This is a genomic window from Actinomadura sp. 21ATH (genome assembly GCF_041951345.1).
In the GTDB taxonomy this organism is placed as follows: domain Bacteria; phylum Actinomycetota; class Actinomycetes; order Streptosporangiales; family Streptosporangiaceae; genus Spirillospora.
This window is the reverse complement of record NZ_JBGNUR010000003.1, coordinates 401,831-419,363: the sequence shown is the minus strand read 5'-3', so window position 1 is coordinate 419,363 and position 17,533 is coordinate 401,831. Positions and strand designations below refer to the sequence as shown.

At 74.7% G+C, this 17,533-nt stretch carries 15 protein-coding genes; 6 read left to right on the top strand and 9 right to left on the bottom strand.

Annotated features, from left to right (window positions below; translation table 11 throughout):
• Positions 1 to 6: 6 nt before the first annotated feature.
• The gene (locus ACA361_RS14160; RefSeq protein WP_375012385.1) at positions 7 to 828 is read right to left on the bottom strand and encodes a carbohydrate ABC transporter permease; all 822 of its coding nucleotides are present in this window, start codon (positions 826 to 828) and stop codon (positions 7 to 9) included.
• Entirely contained in the window at positions 825 to 1,709 is an 885-nt protein-coding gene (locus tag ACA361_RS14155) for a carbohydrate ABC transporter permease (protein ID WP_375012384.1), read from the bottom strand. The genes ACA361_RS14160 and ACA361_RS14155 overlap by 4 nt, the downstream gene beginning before the upstream one ends.
• A 158-nt stretch (positions 1,710 to 1,867) precedes the next feature.
• On the opposite strand from ACA361_RS14155, the gene ACA361_RS14150 reads away from it, so the two are divergent.
• A complete protein-coding gene (locus tag ACA361_RS14150) occupies positions 1,868 to 2,767 on the top strand; it encodes a helix-turn-helix domain-containing protein (protein WP_375012383.1) in 900 nt (299 codons plus the stop codon).
• Positions 2,768 to 2,789: 22 nt separating this feature from the next.
• On the opposite strand, the gene ACA361_RS14145 is transcribed toward ACA361_RS14150, so the two are convergent.
• The gene (locus ACA361_RS14145) at positions 2,790 to 4,580 is read right to left on the bottom strand and encodes an HSP90 family protein (protein ID WP_375012382.1); all 1,791 of its coding nucleotides are present in this window, start codon (positions 4,578 to 4,580) and stop codon (positions 2,790 to 2,792) included.
• Entirely contained in the window at positions 4,580 to 6,868 is a 2,289-nt protein-coding gene (locus ACA361_RS14140) for a hypothetical protein (RefSeq protein WP_375012381.1), read from the bottom strand. The genes ACA361_RS14145 and ACA361_RS14140 overlap by 1 nt, the downstream gene beginning before the upstream one ends.
• Before the next feature lie 249 nt (positions 6,869 to 7,117).
• Between ACA361_RS14140 and ACA361_RS14135 the strand changes: the two genes are divergently transcribed.
• Positions 7,118 to 8,014, top strand: a complete 897-nt coding sequence (locus ACA361_RS14135) for an alpha/beta fold hydrolase (protein WP_375012380.1) — start codon at positions 7,118 to 7,120, stop codon at positions 8,012 to 8,014.
• Positions 8,015 to 8,024: 10 nt separating this feature from the next.
• Here the strand turns inward: ACA361_RS14135 and ACA361_RS14130 are convergent, their stop codons facing one another.
• Entirely contained in the window at positions 8,025 to 8,501 is a 477-nt protein-coding gene (locus tag ACA361_RS14130) for a MarR family winged helix-turn-helix transcriptional regulator (protein ID WP_375012379.1), read from the bottom strand.
• 52 nt (positions 8,502 to 8,553) lie between these two features.
• Here ACA361_RS14130 and ACA361_RS14125 point away from each other — a divergent pair, with 52 nt between their 5' ends.
• Positions 8,554 to 11,169: an FtsX-like permease family protein gene (locus tag ACA361_RS14125; RefSeq protein ID WP_375012378.1), complete on the top strand. Its 2,616-nt coding sequence runs from the start codon at positions 8,554 to 8,556 to the stop codon at positions 11,167 to 11,169.
• 3 nt (positions 11,170 to 11,172) lie between these two features.
• On the opposite strand, the gene ACA361_RS14120 is transcribed toward ACA361_RS14125, so the two are convergent.
• On the bottom strand, positions 11,173 to 12,018 hold the full coding sequence (locus ACA361_RS14120; protein WP_375012377.1) for an NAD(P)H-binding protein: 846 nt from the start codon (positions 12,016 to 12,018) through the stop codon (positions 11,173 to 11,175).
• A 121-nt stretch (positions 12,019 to 12,139) separates the two neighbouring features.
• On the opposite strand from ACA361_RS14120, the gene ACA361_RS14115 reads away from it, so the two are divergent.
• Positions 12,140 to 12,532 carry a winged helix-turn-helix transcriptional regulator gene (locus ACA361_RS14115; RefSeq protein ID WP_375012376.1) on the top strand — a complete coding sequence of 131 codons (393 nt, stop codon included), beginning with the start codon at positions 12,140 to 12,142 and terminating at the stop codon, positions 12,530 to 12,532.
• Between the two features lie 37 nt (positions 12,533 to 12,569).
• Here the strand turns inward: ACA361_RS14115 and ACA361_RS14110 are convergent, their stop codons facing one another.
• The 3 genes from ACA361_RS14110 to ACA361_RS14100 form a co-directional block, all read right to left on the bottom strand.
• Entirely contained in the window at positions 12,570 to 13,205 is a 636-nt protein-coding gene (locus ACA361_RS14110) for an ATP-binding cassette domain-containing protein (RefSeq protein ID WP_375012375.1), read from the bottom strand.
• Between the two features lie 256 nt (positions 13,206 to 13,461).
• Complete coding sequence (locus ACA361_RS14105) at positions 13,462 to 14,130, bottom strand: LuxR C-terminal-related transcriptional regulator (RefSeq protein WP_375012374.1); 669 nt, start codon at positions 14,128 to 14,130, stop codon at positions 13,462 to 13,464.
• 19 nt (positions 14,131 to 14,149) lie between these two features.
• Complete coding sequence (locus tag ACA361_RS14100) at positions 14,150 to 15,274, bottom strand: histidine kinase (protein ID WP_375012373.1); 1,125 nt, start codon at positions 15,272 to 15,274, stop codon at positions 14,150 to 14,152.
• 135 nt (positions 15,275 to 15,409) lie between these two features.
• Between ACA361_RS14100 and ACA361_RS14095 the strand changes: the two genes are divergently transcribed.
• A complete protein-coding gene (locus tag ACA361_RS14095; protein WP_375012372.1) occupies positions 15,410 to 16,933 on the top strand; it encodes an alpha/beta hydrolase in 1,524 nt (507 codons plus the stop codon).
• A 62-nt stretch (positions 16,934 to 16,995) separates the two neighbouring features.
• Positions 16,996 to 17,532 (top strand): hypothetical protein, encoded by a 537-nt coding sequence (locus ACA361_RS14090; protein ID WP_375012371.1) that lies wholly within the window; start codon positions 16,996 to 16,998, stop codon positions 17,530 to 17,532.
• Position 17,533: the final 1 nt, after the last annotated feature.

Here is a 17,533-nt window from a genome sequence, read left to right as displayed (position 1 = left end):
GGAGGGTCATCCTTTCAGTCCGCCGGCGAAGCCCTTGATGATGTGGCGCTGCATGAGGAAATAGACGACGAGGATCGGGAGCATCGCGATGACCAGCCCGGCGAACACCAGGTTCCATTGCGAGACGTACTGGCCGATGAAGCCGAAGATGGCCACCGGAATGGTCTGCCGGTCGCTGCCGGACAGATACAGGAAAGGCGTCAGGAAGTCGTTCCAGACGAAGATGGCGTTCAGGATGACGACGGTCCCGGTGACCGGGCGCAGCAGCGGGAACACCACGCGCCAGAACACCTGGAACGGGCTCGCGCCGTCGATGAGCGCGGCCTCCTCGTACTCGCGCGGCACGACCCGGAGGAAGCCCGTGTAGAGGAAGGTCGCGAACGGCACCTGGAGCCCGCTGTAGAACAGCACCAGCGACCACAGCGTGCCCAGCAGGTCCAGGTCCCGGATGGTCTGGTAGAGCGGCAGCAGCGCCAGCTGGAACGGCAGCAGCAGCCCGAGCATCACCAGCGCGAACGCCCAGCGGGACCACCGCGCCGTCACCCGCGCCAGCGGGTAGGCCGCCATGCCCGCGACCACCACGATGATCGCCACGCTGACCACCGTGACCACGACGCTGTTGACGATCGCGCCCGCCAGCCCCGCCTCGCGCCAGGCGTCGGCGTAGTTGCGCAGCGTCGGCGACGTGGTGGGGACGATGATGGACGAGCCGTCCCGCGGGTCCCGCAGCGACAGGTTGACCAGCACGTACAGGGGGAACGCGACGACCGCCGTCACCGCGATCATGATGGTCTCGCGCAGCAGGGCGCGCGCGCCGTAGCGGTTCACCGGACCGCCCTCTCCTGGCGGCGGAGCAGCCCGTACTGGCCGCTGGAGAAGACCGCGACGAAGACCGTCAGCACGATCGCCAGCGCCACGCTGTAGGCGTACTCGTTGAACTGGAACGCGTTCTTGTAGATCAGCGTCGACAGCGTGTCGGTGGAGGTGCCGGGGCCGCCGCCCGTCAGCACCCACACCTGGTCGAACAGCTTCAGCCCGCCGATGACCGACAGCATCAGGTTGATCGTCGTCGCGGGCGCCAGGAGCGGCAGCACCACGTGCCGGAACCGCCGCCAGCCGGTGGCGCCGTCCACCGCGGCGGCCTCGTACACCTCCCGCGGGATGCCCTGGAGGCCGGCCAGGAAGATCACCATCGAGTAGCCGGCGAACTGCCAGACGATCACCCCGATCACGCTGCACAGCGCCAGCCCGGGATCGCCCAGCCAGTTGCGCTGCCAGGAGTCCGGGCCGACCGCGGCGATCAGGCCGTTCAGCGCGCCTTCGGGCGCCAGCAGGTACTTCCACAGCGCCGCCGTGACCACCGGTGTCATCACGGCCGGGGCGAACAGCAGGACGCGGAGCACGTTCCGGCTCCTGATCCGGCTGTGCACGCCGAGCGCCAGCGCCAGCCCGATCGCGTTCTGGATCACGGTGACGGCGGCCGCGACGATGAGCGTCTGCCGGAGCGCGCCGCGGGCCGCGGGGTCCTCCAGCATCTCCCGGAAGTTCGCCAGGCCGGCGAAGCTCCTGGCGGGGCTGAGGCCGTCCCAGTCGGTGAACGCGAACGTCGCGCCCTGGGCGCTGGGGAGCAGCACGACGAAGCCGTACAGCGCCAGCGCCGGGACCAGGAACCAGGCGGGCGCCCGCCGACCTCTCCGCCCCCGCGCCATCCGCGGCCTCCTCGCGCACGTGGCGGCCGGGTCGCCGCCGGGTCGACCACGAGTGGTCTAAGCAGGGATGATGCGCCCGCGGTGACCCGCCCGGATAGCCCGAAATAGACCAGCACTAGCACGATGTTCGCTTCGCCCCATGGCGTTAGGGTGCGGCCATGGACGCGCCGCCGGTCGAAGAGCTCAAGGGGCAGGTGTACATCACCGACGGGTCACTGGCCTACGCCGGGCACCACCTGCACGAGGGCGGCCACCCGGTGCACACCCACAGCTTCCTGGAGCTCGCCGTCGTGACCGGCGGCCGGGGAGTGCACCGGTCGCTCACCGGCCGCCGCGACCTGGAGGTCGGCGACGTCATCCTGCTGCGCCCCGGCGTCTGGCACGGCTACGAGGAGTGCCGCGGCCTCGACCTCTACAACTGCTGCCTCAACACCGGCCTGCTGCGGCGCGAGCTGGCCTGGACGCGGGAGGACCCCCTCCTCGGCTACCTGCTGTGGAACGGCCCCAACTCCATGCAGCGCCGCGGGATGCTCACCACGCACCTCGACCCGCGCACGCTCGGCGAATGCGTGGTCCACCTGGACGGCCTGGCCCGGCTGCGGCACGAGCCGCTCGGGCGGCACCGCGGCGACATCATCGGCCGGCTCACCATGTTCCTGAGCCACGTCGCCCGCGCCGCGGCCGCCGACCGCGGGGACGTCCCCGGCGCGGAGGAGCCCGCCCACCCGGCCGTGCTGGAGGCCATGCGGCTGCTGGAGTCGCGGCTCGACCACCGATGGACGCTGGACGAGCTCGCCGAGGAGCTCCACCTCACGCCCCGCTACCTCATCCGCCTGTTCAAGGCCGCCACCGGCCTGCCGCCGATGACGTACCTCGCGCAGCACCGGGTGGAGAAGGCCGCCTACCTGCTCCTGCACACCGACCAGCCCGTCACGCAGATCGCCCAGACCGTCGGATGGGCCGACCAGAACTACTTCGCCCGCCGCTTCAAGGCCCACTACGGGCTGACGGCCACCACCTACCGGCAGCACTTCACCCATCCCTCAAGACGGCTTTAGCCGGGCGGGCCCGTTCCGGCGGTCAGCGCTCCGCCTCGACGGCGTGCTCCACGAGGCCGAGGAACGCGCGGTTCATCGCCGCCACGTCCGCCGGGCCCGCCGGCCGCCGCCCGGCCAGCAGCGCGTAGCCGTACATCGCCTCGACGGCCAGCGCCACGACGGACTCGCTCGGCGTCACCGTGAGCCGGGCGATCAGGGGGTTGCGGTGGTTGAACACCAGCGTCGGCCCGGCCTCTCCTCCCGCCTCCTCCGCGGCCTTCTCCTCGGCCTCCTCGAACTCGGCCCAGACGCTGTCGGCGGGCGGCGGATCGAGCGCCGGGCCGCCGGCGGGCAGGTACAGCACCGGCAGCGACTCGGGAGCGAACGACCGCAGCGCCGGAGCGCACTCCCGCGGCTCCAGCGTCCGCTCCGCGACGGCCAGGAAGTCCCGCGCCGCGAACTCCGCCGCCGGGTCCGGCCGGTCGAACCGGGTCGCCAGGTCCGCCGGGTCGAGCCGCCGCACCACCAGCCCCGGATCGAGCAGCCGCAGCCGCTGCAGCACCTGCGTGTGGTAGGTGTAGCCGCCGTTCACCAGGCCGACGCCCTGCGCGGCCGCGATGCTCGCGTACTGCTGGAACTCGTCGACGCTCGACGTGTACCGGATGTCGCGGTGCAGCTCCCGGAACCGCGCGAGCGGCATCTCACCGTCGCAGGTGGTGAACGGCACCCACTCGTCCACGATCCGCAGCATCTCGGTGTCGTGCGCCGCCAGCGCCAGCACGCCCCGGTGGTGGACGTCCAGGAACGCGCGCAGCCGCTCCGGATCGGTCAGCGCCGTCCGCACCAGCCAGCCCCGGACCTGCTCGCCGAGCCGGACCCGGACGGTGGCCAGCAGGTCGTCGTCGTAGAGCTGCTCGCGGCCGGCGGTGGGCCGCAGCTCCGTCGCGTCCACCGCGCACCGCACGAAGAACGCCCAGTCCGGCAGCACCTTCTCGACCCGGTCGCCGACCAGCATCCGGCGCAGGTACACCCGGTGCTTGGGCGGGTCGCTCGGGTTCGTCTCGCGCGGCAGCACGTACGCGACGCCGCGCAGCCCCGCCTCCGGGACGTCCAGGTCGATCACCTCGAACGGCTCGGCGCCGAGCATGGCCGTCCCGTGCCGCAGCAGCGCCGCCCGGCGCGCGTCCGGGCCGCCGCCGTGCCGGGCCTCCCACGGCGGGTCGCCGTCGTCGGCCCGGACGCCGTTCAGCCGGACCTCGTACGGCAGGTAGCACCCGTAGTGCCGGACCAGCTCCCGTACGGTCTCCTCCTCCAGCCAGTGCCCGAAGTCGCGCCGCGGCCGCAGGGTGACGGTCGTGCCCGGCTCGTCCCGTTCCGCCGTCTCGACGGTGTAGCGTCCGCCGGCGTGGCCGCGCCACCGGACGGCGGGCCCGCCGGCGGCGCTGCGCGTCAGCACCTCGATCTCGTCGGCGACCAGGAAGCACGACAGCAGCCCGATCCCGAACTGGCCGAGGAAGTCGCTCCGGGAGAAGCCCAGCTCGTCCCGCTTGGACGAGCGGCCGATCGTCGCCAGCAGCTCGTGCACCTGCTCCTCGGTCAGCCCGATGCCCGGGTCGTGGACCCGCAGCGCGTCCCCGGTCTCGATGCGGATCACGGCGGCGTCCGGCGGGCCGTCCAGCGCGGCCCGCGCGGTGATCGCGTCGACCGCGTTCTGCAGCAGTTCCCGCACGTAGACGCGGGGGCTGCTGTACAGGTGACGGCTCAGCAGGTCGACGATCCCGCCGAGGTCGACCCGGAAACCGTGCTCGTCCGCAACTCTCTCCTGATCGCTCATCACACCGTCGGACGCAACGGGTCCCCGGACGGTTCTGCCCGGTCGCCGTCGGCGAGGGCGAACACCGCGCGGGTGTGCACGGCGGTGCCGAGCAGCGACTCCCAGCGGCGGGCGCGCGCCAGCAGGGCCGGGCGGGCGTTGCCGGCGAAGCGCGCGTAGGTCCAGTCGTCCTCGGGCGGGCAGGGCGGGTCGCAGTCGTCCGATGGCCACGTCCAGGCGGTGTCGCGGCCGGCGGCCATCACCGTCTCGCAGATGAGCGTGGCCGCGGCGTGCGCGCGCATGTGGTCGAACGTCGCGTCGTCATCGTCGTACAGCAGGTGGTAGAGGCCCAGGTTGCGGTGGACGATGTCGAGCGCGTCGTCGATCGCGCCGGTCGCGGCGCAGTAGCGGAGGTGCTCGGTGACGGCGGCGGGGGACGAGGCCGTCTCGCGGGTGCGCTCGTGGACGGCGCGGGCCTGGCCGGTGCGGCCCGCCCGCAGGTACGGGACGAGCAGCAGGTCGTCGTCGCCCGGGGCCGCGGCGAGCGCGGCGGTGTCGTCGCCGAGGTCGAGGTGCAGGCGGACGCGGCGGCGGACGTGGCCGTCCGCGCGGTAGCGGTCGTGGGGCGGCAGCGCGTCGAAGGCCGCCCATGCCTTCGCCGCCCCGTCCCGGTCGCCGCAGCGGGTCCGGAAGGCGGCGCGGTACCAGCGGAGGTGGTGCTCGTCGGCGGTGCCGGGACGGCGGTGGCGGTCCAGCAGGTCAAGCAGCTCGTGCGCCTGGGCCGGTCGCATGCCGGGCCGGTCCAGGACGCGGTCGAACGTCGTGGGGACGGCCCGCCACATCGCGCCGAGCCGCTCGGCGCCGAGCAGGGACGGGTTCGCGTCGTGCAGCCGGAACAGCTCCAGCAGGTTCCGGGCCAGCACGAACCGCCACTCGTCCCAGTCCTCGCGGACGAGGTCGTCCAGCATCGCGGCCCGGGCTGCGCCCGCCGTCGGCGGCAGGTCCGCGAGCAGCGCGTTGTGCGTGATCCGCTGGAGCAGCGCGACCCGGCGGCGGCCGGACGGCTCGGCGATCGCGCCGTCGAGCGCGGCGGAGAGCTCCGCGGCGCCGGTGGCGGGCAGGTGCGTCACCGGGTGCGGGAAGGCGGGCGGCACGGCCGGCCGGGACGGCAGCTCGACGCGCGCGACCGGTTCCAGCGCCAGCAGCGCGCGGATCCGCTCGGACTGGGCCGGGCCGCCGTCCATCTCGTCCACATCCTCGGCGTGGTCGACGGCGCTCCAGTACAGCTCCCCTTCCAGCGCGGCGTAGGTGTAGAGCGGGTCGTCGGCGCAGCCGGGGTCGGCGCAGTCGCAGTCCCACAGGAACTCGCGGTCCAGTCCCCGCGCCAGGACCCGGCGGCACAGCGCCGCCCCGGCGGCCGCGACCGCCATCCCGTGCAGCGACTCGGCGCGCCGCCGGCCGATCTGCCGGAGGTTGCGGTGCAGCACCTGGAGGCCGCGCTCGTCGTTGCCGGTGAGCAGGCAGAACCGCAGCTGGGCCAGGATGGGGTCCAGCAGCTGCCCGGGCAGGTCCCAGGTGCGCTCGTGGATCGCCACGGCCTCGTCGATCCGGCCGAGCCGCACGTACGGGACGAGCAGCTGCTGCTCGACCGGGACGCCGTCCGTCAGCGGGACCTGCCCGGCGAGGACCGGTGCGAGCGACTCGACGGCCAGGTCGTCCCGGCCGAGCCAGCTCCACATCTCGGCGTCGGCGGCGAGGATCCGGTCGTGCAGGAAGCGGTCCGCGGGGAGCTCCCGCGCCCGCAGCGACCGCCAGATCCGCTCGGTCTCGGCGGCGTCCCCGCGCCGCGCCGCCAGCTGCATCCGGAAACGGTCCAGCTCGTACGGCACCCACGGCAGGCCGGGCGGCGGGCTCCGGTCCAGCTCGGCCGCGAGCCGCAGCAGCCGGCCGGCGGGCTCGGGGACGCGCTCGACGTAGATCTCGAACAGGTCGAGGAGCTGGCGCCACAGCGCCCGCACGCAGGTCGCGTCGTACCGGCCGGGTTCGGCCCGCCAGGCCAGCAGGCACGTGCGCAGGACGCCCAGCCACGCGCCGGTGAACCCGCGCCTGGTCAGGCCGGGCTTGTCGCGCAGCGCGTGGCCGTAGCCGAGCCGGGCGTACATCAGCACCTCGGCGTCGCCCAGCGCCTCCGCCTGGGCGAGGCAGTCGGCCATCGCCGCGAAGTACGCGCCGCCACCGCCGCCCGGCCTTTTCGGATCCAGGTCGTAGGCGGCGTCGATGCGCCGCAGGATCTCCTGCGCGTCGAGCATGGGCTCCTCTCCTCGATGGCCGCCCCCGCGGGCGGCCGTCCTCATCGGACGCGAAGTCCCCGCGAACGGTTCTCCCGGACGGAGCGGGGCGCCGCGCATGTCCCCCGTCCGAGCTACCCGCGATCGTCCACCGCGCGGTGATGAATCGGCCGCGGCGGAATCAATAGCGTTCTCAATGTGACGGGGGATGGCCGACAGATTCCCGGTCACCCGGCTCCCGAGAACGCCCGCTTTTCACTGGAGGAAACGATGTTCCGCAAATTCAGGACGCCCGCCGTGGTCGCCGCCTGCGCCGCCGTGGCCGGCCTGGGCCTCACCGGCTGCCAGGGCGAATCCCTGGAGAACTGGGACCCGCTCGCCTCCGGGAAGAAGGAGGCGGACCCGTTCACCGGCACCAAGAAGATCGAGGTCGGCGGAAAGTCGGTGAACGTTTCCTGCGCGGGCGCACGGGCGGACGGAAAGCCGGTCATCGTCCTGATGCACGGCGGTGGAGACGGCCTGGACAAGATGGCGGCCCTGCAGAAGACGCTCAGCGGAAAGAACCGGGTCTGCTCCTACGACCGGCTCGGCGCGGGCGCCAGCGACAAGCCCGACGGCCCGCAGGACTTCGCCGCGAGCGGCAAGGTCCTGACCGGGGTCCTCGACCATGTCGCCGGCGACGGCCCGGTGGTCCTGGCCGGGCACTCGCTGGGCGGGCGGATCGCCGCCCGGTACGCCCCCGACCACCAGAAGAGGGTCAAGGGCCTGGTCCTGATGGACGCCACCTCGCCGACGATGACCGCCGACATCACCGGGGCGATCCCCGCGTCCGCCACCGGCCCGGCGGCCCAGCTCCGCGCCCAGAACCTCGCGGTCTTCCAGGGTCAGAACCCGGAGAGGCTGGTCATCGCCGACGGGAAGGCCCGTTCCGTCGGGGACGCCCCGGTGGAGGTGCTCCAGCACGGGAAGCGGTACCTCGCGGCGGCCAGCCCCGAGTACGGGCGGCAGCTGGAGCGCGCCTGGTCCGCCGGGCAGCGCCAGTGGGTCGCGATCTCCAGCCGCGGCCGGCTGACCACCGCCGAGAAGAGCGGCCACTACATCTACGCCGAGCAGCCCGCGCTCGCCGTCCAGGCCATCGAGCGCGTCGCCGCGCAGGCCGCGGCCTAGGAGGCTGCGGTCAGCTCGCGGGGGAGTCCGGTTCGGCCAGGCGGCGCAGGAGGCCGGTGAGCCGCCGGCGCTCGGGGCCGGTGAGGCGGCCGAAGAGGTGCTCGTCCACCTCCTCGGCCGCCCGCCGCGCCCCGGCCAGCGTCTCCTCACCGCGGGGCGTGAGCACGATCGAGTACGCGCGCCGGTCCCGCGGCGCCCGCTCGCGGGAGACGAGACCGCCCTCCTCCAGCTCGTCGATGAGCCGGAACATGGTGGACTTGTCGATGCCGATGCGGGCGATGAGGTCGCGCTGGCTGACCGGGCCGTACAGCGGCAGGGCGAGCAGCACGGCGAAGCCGCGGACGTTGATCCCGAGCGGGCCGAGCGCCTCGTTCATCCGGTCCCGGCTCCGGTTGTGGGCCTCCGCCAGGAGCATGCCGAGGCCCACCTGGCCGGCGGCCGGGCCGCCCTCCCCGGACAGCAGGCGTTCGAGCAGATCGTCGAGCATCCGCCCATGCTAGTCCCGGCTGATATAGTCTCATCTGAGATTATCTCGGGCGATGGATCAGGGGGCTGGGGACGTGGGCAACGCCTTGTGGCTGATCGCGCGCCGCTCGTTCGCCGAGAGCCGGGCACGGTCGGCCGCCACGCTGCTGGCGGCGGTGGGCTCGATCGCGCTCATCGCGGGCTCGCTGCAGTTCGCGCTGCGCGCGCAGGAGGCGGTGGCGGGCAGCGACGCCAGCGAGTACGCCCGGACGGACGTGCTCGTCCAGGGCGGGACGGTCGACCCGGACGACCCGTACGCCCCGCCGGACGGCCGCGTCCGGCCGGACCGGGTCGCGGCCGTGCCCGGGGTCGCGGCGGCCGCCGGGGACGCCGCGGTGCCGGTGACGGCCGCCCGCCCCGGCGGGGAGGCGATCATGGCCGCGGCCGAGGGCCGCACGCTGCTGCGCCCCTGGACGCCCGACCCGCGGCTGAACCCGTACCGGCTGGAGGACGGCCGCGCGCCCGCCGCGGACGGCGAGGTCGCCGTCGTCCGGCACATCGCGCGCACGGGGAACCTGCGCGTCGGTGACGCGATGACGCTGACCCTGCCCCGCGAGACGCGCCGCGTGCGGATCGCCGGGATCGTCGCTGTCCAGGGCCGCGGCGCGGTGGCCGCCGGTGACCTGGTGCTGGCCCCGCCCGAGACCGTACGGCGCGCCGCCTCGCTGCCCGCGGGCACCTGGCAGGCCGTCTGGGTGAAGGCGGCCCCGGGCGTGCCCGCCGAGCGGCTGCGCGGCGAACTGGCCCGGAACCTGGGCGGCGCCGCCACGGTGCGGACCGCGGAGTCCGTCCGGCGCGCCCAGGCGGCCGCGGCCGCGAGCGAGGGCGCGTCGGTCGCCGGCGTCGTCGGCATGCTGGCCGCCGTCGCGATCTTCGTCGGGCTGTTCGTGGTGGCCAACACGTTCGGCACCCTCGTCCGGCAGCGCACCCGGCGGCTCGCGCTGCTCGGCGCGATCGGCGCCACGCCCCGCCAGATCAAGCGGCTGATCCGGCTGGAGGCGCTGGCGCTCGGCGCGGTCGCGTCGGCGGCCGGGGTCGCCGCGGGCTTCCCGCTGTCGGCGCTGATCGTCCGGCTGTTCGCGCGGGACGGCTTCGACGTCTCCGCCGCCGGCCCGCAGTTCGGCTGGGCCGCGCTGGCGCTGCCGGCCGCGGCCGGGATCCTGGTCACCCAGGCGGCCGCGTGGCGGGCGGCGCGGCGGGCCGCGGGCGTCCCGCCCGTCCAGGCGCTGCGCAGCACCGCCGCCGAGACCCGGGAACGCCGCCTGCCCCGGCTGCTGGCCGCGACCGCCGTCTTCCTCGGCGCGGGCTTCTGGCTCGTGGTGGGCGCCGCCGTCCGCGCCGGCGACCCGCCCGGCCCGGACCGCACGTTCGCGGTCTCGCTGATGACCCTCTTCGGGGCGCTGCTCGCCGTGGCCGGCGTCGCCGTCCTCACCCCGTTCCTCGTCCGGCCGCTGGGCGGCGCCGTGGGCCGTGCCGGAACGCTGGTGAGCGGCGGGACCGGACGCCTCGCGCACGCCACCGTCACCCGCAGCCCGCGCCGCGTCTCCTCGGCCGCCTCGTCGCTGATGCTGGGCGTCGCGCTGGTGTCCTCCGTCGCCCTCGTCACCCTCTCGGTGAACGACCGCTTCCGCGAGGCGGGCCGGCAGGTCATGGCCGCCGAGCACGCGATCGCCTCGACCGCCCGCACCGCCGAGGGAGCGCCCGCGCCGCTCGCCCGCGACACCGCGGCCCGGGTGGCGGGCGTGCCGGGAGTGTCGCGGACGGCCGTCCTCACCCAGACCGAGGTGAGGCTCGTGTCACCGGACCGGGCCGGACCGGGCGAGGAGCCGGAGCCGTTCTCCTTCCTCGTCAGCGGCGCCGAGCAGACCGGACTCCGCGACCTCCTGCGGCTGGGCGGCCGGCCGCCCGCGCTGCGGCCAGGGGAGATCGCGCTCTCGTCGACCGTCATGAAGGAGCGCGGGCTCCGGCAGGGCGGGCGGATCGTCGTGCGCGGCGCCCACGGCCGGACCGCGCTCACGGTCGCGGACGCGTACCACGACCCCTCCCACCTGTTCGCCGACCAGGCGCTCGTGGCGCCCGCCACGATGGAACGGCTCGACACCGCCGCCGCGACCCGGGCCGTCCTCGTGCGGGGCGGCTCGGCGGCGGCCCTGGAACGCGCCGTGGCCGGCGTGCCCGGCGTCCGGGTCCTCGACCGCGACGCCTACGTGGCCGCGGCGTCGGCCTCCCTCACCCGCGCGCTGCGGGCGACGCACACGTTCGCGGGCATGGCCCTGCTGCTGGCGCTGTTCGGGATGGCGACCACGATGTCGATGAGCGTCGCCGAGCGCACCCGCGAGTTCGGGCTGCTCGGCGCCGTGGGCGCGACCGCGGGCCAGATCCGCTCGATCGTCCGCTGGGAGGCCGCCACCGTGGTCGCGCTCGGCACCGTCCTCGGGCTCACGATCGCGATGGGCACGCTGGCGCTGCTGCACGTGATGACCGGCAGCTCGTTCCTGCGCCCCGGCCCGCCCTGGTGGCTGTTCCCGCTGGTCGCCGCCGGCGCGGCGGTGGCGACGCTGGCGACGACGGCGCTCCCCGCGCGGCGCGCCGCCGCCGTCCCCGTCCTCGAAGCCGTCAGGTCCGGGTAGCGGTCATTTGAACGCGGCGGCGTTCGCCCGGGCCCACTCGGCGTACGCGCGCGGCGCCCGGCCCAGCACCTCCGCGACGTCCGGGCTGACGCGCCGCTCGGCCGGCGTGGGGTCGCCCAGGATGGACAGGGTCGTCTCCACCACGTCCGGCGGCATGAACCGCAGCATCGCCTCCCGCGCCTCCTCCGCGGTCCGCTCCACGAACCGGACCGGCTCGCCCAGCGCGGCGCCGATCGCCTCGGCCTGCTCCCGCGGCGTCACCGGGACGGGGCCGGTCAGCTCGTAGAACCGCCCGGCGTGGCCGTCCTCCCGCAGCGCCGCGGCCGCCACCCCGGCGATGTCGGCCGGGTCCACGGCCGGCAGCCCGACGTCCCCGAACGGCGCCGCGACGGTCCGGTCCGCCCGCACCGACGGGGCCCAGGCGAAGGTGTTGGACGCGAAGTTGCCCGGCCGCAGGATCGTCCAGTCCAGGCCCGACCCGCGCACGGCCTCCTCGATGGACAGCCCCAGCACCCCGTGCGACGCCGACTCCGGCCGGGTCGCCACGCCCAGCGAGGACAGCAGCACCACCCGCTCGACACCGCCGGCCTTGGCCGCGTCGAGGATGTCGCCCATCCTCAGCTCGTGAGCACTGGCGCCGCCGTTCTGCAGGAACAGGGCCCTGGCGCCGTCGAACACCGGCCGCAGGCTCTCCGCGTCGGCCAGGTCCGCCGGCCGGACCCGCACCCCCTCCGGCATGTCGGCCGCCGCGATGTTCCGGGACGTGGCCGTCACCGCCTCCCCGGCCGCCGCCAGCTCCCGCACCAGCTCGCGCCCGGCGTTCCCGGTCGCTCCGGTCACAACGATCATGGTCGTCTCCTGCCATAAAGTCCGTCCGGAGGAGCGGTCTCCTCCGCGACGCAGGCGACGCTAACATCCTGGATATAGTAGGTACCTAGAGGAAAGTGACTACCTCAGAGGAGCCTTTCGCATGGCCGACACGACCTGGAAGGCCGCGACCGGGCCCGCCGCCGCGGAGCTGGCCTGCCCGATCGCGCCCGTGGTCGACATCGTGTTCAGCCGGTGGACCACGCCGATCCTGTGGACGCTCAACGAGCACGGCCGGCAGCGTTTCGTCGAGCTCCAGCGGCGGATCACCACGATCACTCCGAAGGTGCTGACGCAGCGGCTGCGGCAGCTCGAACGCGACGGCCTGATCGTGCGCACGTACCACCCCGAGGTCCCGCCCCGCGTCGAGTACGAGATCAGCGACCTGGGCCGCAGCCTCGCCCCGCTGTTCGCCCACCTCGCCGACTGGGCCGGCACCCACCTCGACCAGGTCGAACGCGCCCGCCACGCCTACGACAACCCCGAGCCCCGCTAGACCCGCCGGGACGCGAGCGCCCGGCCGGCGCCCGCGGTCAGGGGTCCAGGCCGGGGCGCTGGTGGAGGCGGCCGTCGTGGTCGAGTTCGAGGACGGTGTCGATCCCGATCCGGTCCAGGAACGCGAAGTCGTGGCTGACGACGAGGAGCGCCCCGCGGTAGGCGTCGAGCGCCTCCGCGAGCTGCTCGACGCTGGTGATATCTAGGTTGTTGGTGGGCTCGTCCAGGATCAGCAGCCGGGCCGGCGGCTGGGCCAGCAGGAGTCGCGCCAGGGAGACGCGGAAGCGCTCGCCGCCGGAGAGGGTGCGGACCGGCCGGTCGGCGGCGTCCCCGCGGAGGAGCAGCCTGGCGAGCTGGTTGCGGATCGTGCCGGGCGGCGTCTCCGGGGCGACCGGACGCACGTTCTCCATCGCGCTCGCGTCCTCGTCGAGCCCGTCCAGGCGCTGCGGCAGGTAGCCGACCTCGCCGGCCGTGTCGATGTGGCCCGCCGTCGGGGTCAGGATGCCGGCGATCAGCCGCAGCAGGGTCGACTTGCCGGCGCCGTTGCGGCCGACCAGGCCGGTCCGGCCGGCCGTGAACGAGCCGTTGACGCCGGAGAGCGCGACGGCGCCGTCGGGCCACTCGAACGTCAGGTCGCGAAGGGTGATGGCGGACTTGCTGGATGTGCTGGACATGGTGCGTGCTTCTCTGCTTTCTGCCCGCCCGCGCGGGACGGCTGTGATCGAGATCGGTTCGGCGTCGACCGGCGCGGTGCTCTCACGCGTGCGCTCGCGGGCATGGACCCATGGCGGGACGGCGGTGGGTCGAATGCGAGAGGAATGCGAGAGGAAAGCGGTCACCACAGACTGGGGGAGCGGCGCTCCCCGAGGTGAAAGCCACCGGCGGATCGGTGGCTAGAGTCTGTCGACCTCGATCAGCATGGGCCCGATTCTACCAGCGCTGCCCGTCCCGGCCGGGCGTGCCGTCCAGGTAGGCGAGCACCGCCCGCACGCGGCGGTGGCCGGAGTCGTCCGGCGCCAGGCCGAGCTTGGCGAAGATGTTGCCGATGTGCTTGTGGACGGCGTTGTCGGAGATGCGCATCCGCTCGGCGATGGTGGCGTTGTCGTGGCCCTCGGCCATCAGCGCGAGCGCCTCCCGCTCGCGGGACGTGAGGGATTCCAGGGGGTCGTCGGTACGGCGCGCGAGGAGCTGCGCGACCACCTCGGCGTCCATGGCCGTGCCGCCGGCGGCGACGCGGCGCAGGGCGTCGACGAACTCGGCCACCCGGCCGATGCGGTCCTTGAGGAGGTAGCCGATGCCGCCGCGGCCGTCGGAGAGCAGCTCGCCGGCGTACTCGCGCTCGACGTACTGCGACAGCACCAGGACCGGCAGCGCGCCGTGCTCGCGGCGGGCCCGCAGCGCGGCGTGGATCCCCTCATCGCGGAAGGACGGCGGCAGCCGCACGTCCACGATGGCGATGTCGGGCCGGTGCTCGGTCACGGCGTCCAGGAACGCCTCGCCGTCGCCGACGACCGCGGCGACCTCGCAGCCCTTGGCCGCCAGCAGCAGCTCCAGGCCCCCGGCCAGCAGGACGTTGTCCTCGGCGATCACGACCCGCACGGAACCTCCTGAACGATCTCTACGCGCACGGCAACTCCACGGCGAGCGTGGTGGGCCCGCCCGGCGGGCTGTCGAGGCGGACGGTGCCGTCCAGGGCGGCGACCCGGCGGCGTATCCCGGTGATCCCGGTGCCGCGCGCCTCGTCGGCGCCGCCCGTCCCGTCGTCGGTGACCTCGATGGACAGCAGGTCCCCGGCGCGGCCGGCGCGGACGGCCGCCCGCGTGGCGGCGGCGTGCTTGGACACGTTCGTCAGCGCCTCGGCGATCACGTAGTAGGCCACCGCCTCCGCGGCCGCCGGGAGCGCGCCCAGGTCGCCGAGCTCGATGCGGACCGGCACCCCCGACCGGGCGGCCAGCGCCGCCAGCGCCCCGTCGAGCCCGCGGTCGGCGAGGATCGGCGGATAGATCGTCTGGAGCACCGCGCGGAGCTCGGCCATCGCCTCCTCCGCCGTCTCGTGCGCCTGCTGGAGCAGCGCCGCCACCGTGTCCGGGTCCTCGGCGAGCGAGTCCCGGGCGAGGCCCACCTGCATGGCGATGGACACCAGCCGCGCCTGCGTCCCGTCGTGCAGGTCGCGCTCGATCCGCCGGAGCTCCGCGCCATGGGCGTCGACGACACCGACCCGGCTCCTGGTCAGCACGTCGACCCGCTCGGTGAGCCGTTCCCGGGCCGACGGCGCGAGCACCGCCAGGCACAGCCGCGCGTGCAGCCGCGCCGCCCAGGGGAGCGCCCACCAGGCCGCCGCGCAGAGGACGGCGATCTGGACGGAGCCGCCGATCAGCGCGGTCGCCCAGCCGCCCACATGGACGTCGAGGAACGAGAACAGCGTGGGCCGCGTGCCGGGGGAGAACGCCCACCAGAACGGCATCGCCACCGCGGCGACGACGATGTTGCCCAGGCACATCAGCGCGGCCAGCCCGAGCGGGAGCCCGGCGGCGACGTGCGCGAGCGCCCAGACGAAGGCCCGCCCGGCCGGCCGGCCCTCCACCGGGACGCCGAGCAGCCGGCCGGCCCGGCGGCGGTGCCAGCCGGCCCAGCCCCGCGCCGCCGGCGGCGCGAGCAGCACCGGCAGCGCGAGCACCGTGGCGGCGGCGGTGGCCAGGGTGCCCAGCAGATAGGCCGAACCGGAGATCGCACGGTTCCGCACGCGCACCTCCTCGCGACGCCGGTACGGGGATCATTATCCGCGGCCGGCGCCCGCCGGGCACTACAGCGGGCTGTAGCAGGGCGCCTGCGGCCGGCTGTATCGTGCCGGCCGGCGGCCCGGAATAGCGTCCCGGCCATGACATCGACCTTCGCTCTGACCCGCGCCCTCCTCGTCCCGGCCCTCGCCATGACCGCCCTGTCCGCCGCCGTCGCGCACCCGGCGTCCGCCGACGCGAACCGGTCCCCCCAGCTCGACTGGAAGCCCTGCGCCCAGGGCGCCGACGACGCCCTCGGCGGCGAGCTGGACAAGGCGGGCGCGCAGTGCGCGGAACTGACCGTGCCGCTCGACCACTCCAAGCCCGGCGGCCGCACCATCGAGCTCGGGCTGTCCCGGCTCCCCGCCACCGACCGCGCCGACCGGATCGGCACCCTGGTCCTCAACAGCGGCGGCCCCGGCGAGCCGACGCTGGGCATGCCCCTGAAGACCCGCGCCGCCATGAAGGACGTCGCCGCCCGCTACGACATCATCGGCCTGGACCCGCGCTTCGTCGGGCGCAGCACACCGATCGACTGCGGCTGGCCCATCGGCATGTGGCTGCGCTCGGCGGGCCAGACCCGCGCCCGGTTCGACCACCAGGCCGCGGTGCAGCGGGACCTGGCCGAGCGCTGCGCCCGCCGCCACGGCGACGTCCTCCCGTACGCCGGCACCCGCGACACGGCCCGCGACGTCGACGCCGTGCGCCGCGCCCTCGGGGAGCGCCGGATCTCCTTCCTCGGCTACTCCTACGGCGCCTACCTGGGCGCCGTCTACACCCAGATGTTCCCCGGCCGCACCGACCGCGTCGTCCTGGACAGCGCGGGCGACCCGCGGAAGTGGGGCCCCAGGGCGACGCAGGGCACCGAGGAGGAGGCGGAGCGCGCGCTGCGCGGCTGGGCCGCCTGGGCCGCCGAGCGCCACGGCACCTACGGCCTCGGCGCCACGACCGCCCGCGTGCTCGCCACCGTGGACGCGATCGTCGCCGCCGCCGAGGAGCGCCCGCTGCGCGTCGGTTCGTTCGAGGTGGACGAGCAGGTGGTCCCGTACATCCTGGCCGGCTCCGGCGACGACCGCCCCGAGAAGCGCGCGGGCTTCGCCTCCATGGTCCGGACCCTGAACGAGGCCGCGCACCGCCGCCCGGCCGCCCCTGACCCCGAATTCGAGGGGTTCCTCGCGTTCGTCCTGACCAGTGCGGGCTCACCGCTCGTCAGCCCGTCCGTCGCGATCACCTGTGCTGACCGCGCCGCGCCCCGCGACCCGGACACCTACTGGAACGACGTCGAGCGCAGCCGCGCCCGCCACCCCCTCTTCGGTCCGCTCAAGAACAACCTGTGGCCCTGCGCGTTCTGGCCGACCGCGCCGCGCGAGCCCCTCACGCGCGTCGGCAACTCCACTCCCGCGCTGATCGTCGCCGCCACCGGGGACACCGCCACCACGTACGAGGGCAGCAGGGCCATGCACCGGGCGCTGACCGGCTCCCGCCTCCTCACCCTGCGCGACACCACCGCCCACGGCATCTACGGCGAATACGGAAGCGCCTGCGTGGACGCCAAGGTGAACGCCTACCTGGCCACCGGCGCCCTTCCCGAAACCGACCAGTCCTGCCGTCCCGCCGCGAATTAAATGCGTTTCCCGTAATGGCGGGCGCCGCTAGCTTTTATGGAAACCCTTCGCGGGAGGCTCATATGGAACTCCTCAGCACCGTGCGGTCGGAGGGTGCCGACCTGGCTCTCCTGGCCGCCGAACTCGACATCCCGACGGTCGCCGGACTGCAGCACCAGGGCGACGTGTCGGTGCTCCCCGCCGCGATGGCGGAGGCCGACCACCGGACCCCGGCGACCCCGGTCCCGGCGGCCGGCGTCGCGGTGGTCCGCGGCGAGGCGGGCGGGCACACGCACCTGCTGCTCGCCTCGGGCGACGTCCGGTACGACGCCCGGGACGGCGCGGCGGACGACATCACCCTCGGATCGCTGGTGGTCGGCGACGGCGCGACCGCGTGGCTGGACCACCCCGAGCACGGCAACACCGGCATCGCCCCCGGCCGGTACGTGCTGCGCCGCAAGCGCGAGCTGGCGCCGCGGGTCCTCGACCCGGGAGCGCGGCGCAAGCGCGAGCAGGCGCGCAAGCTGGCCCGCAAGCAGGAGGCGCGGGAGCGGGCCGCGCGCGAGGAGGCGGCGCGCGAGCAGGCGTGGAGCGCGCCCGTGCGCTTCGTCGCGGACTGAC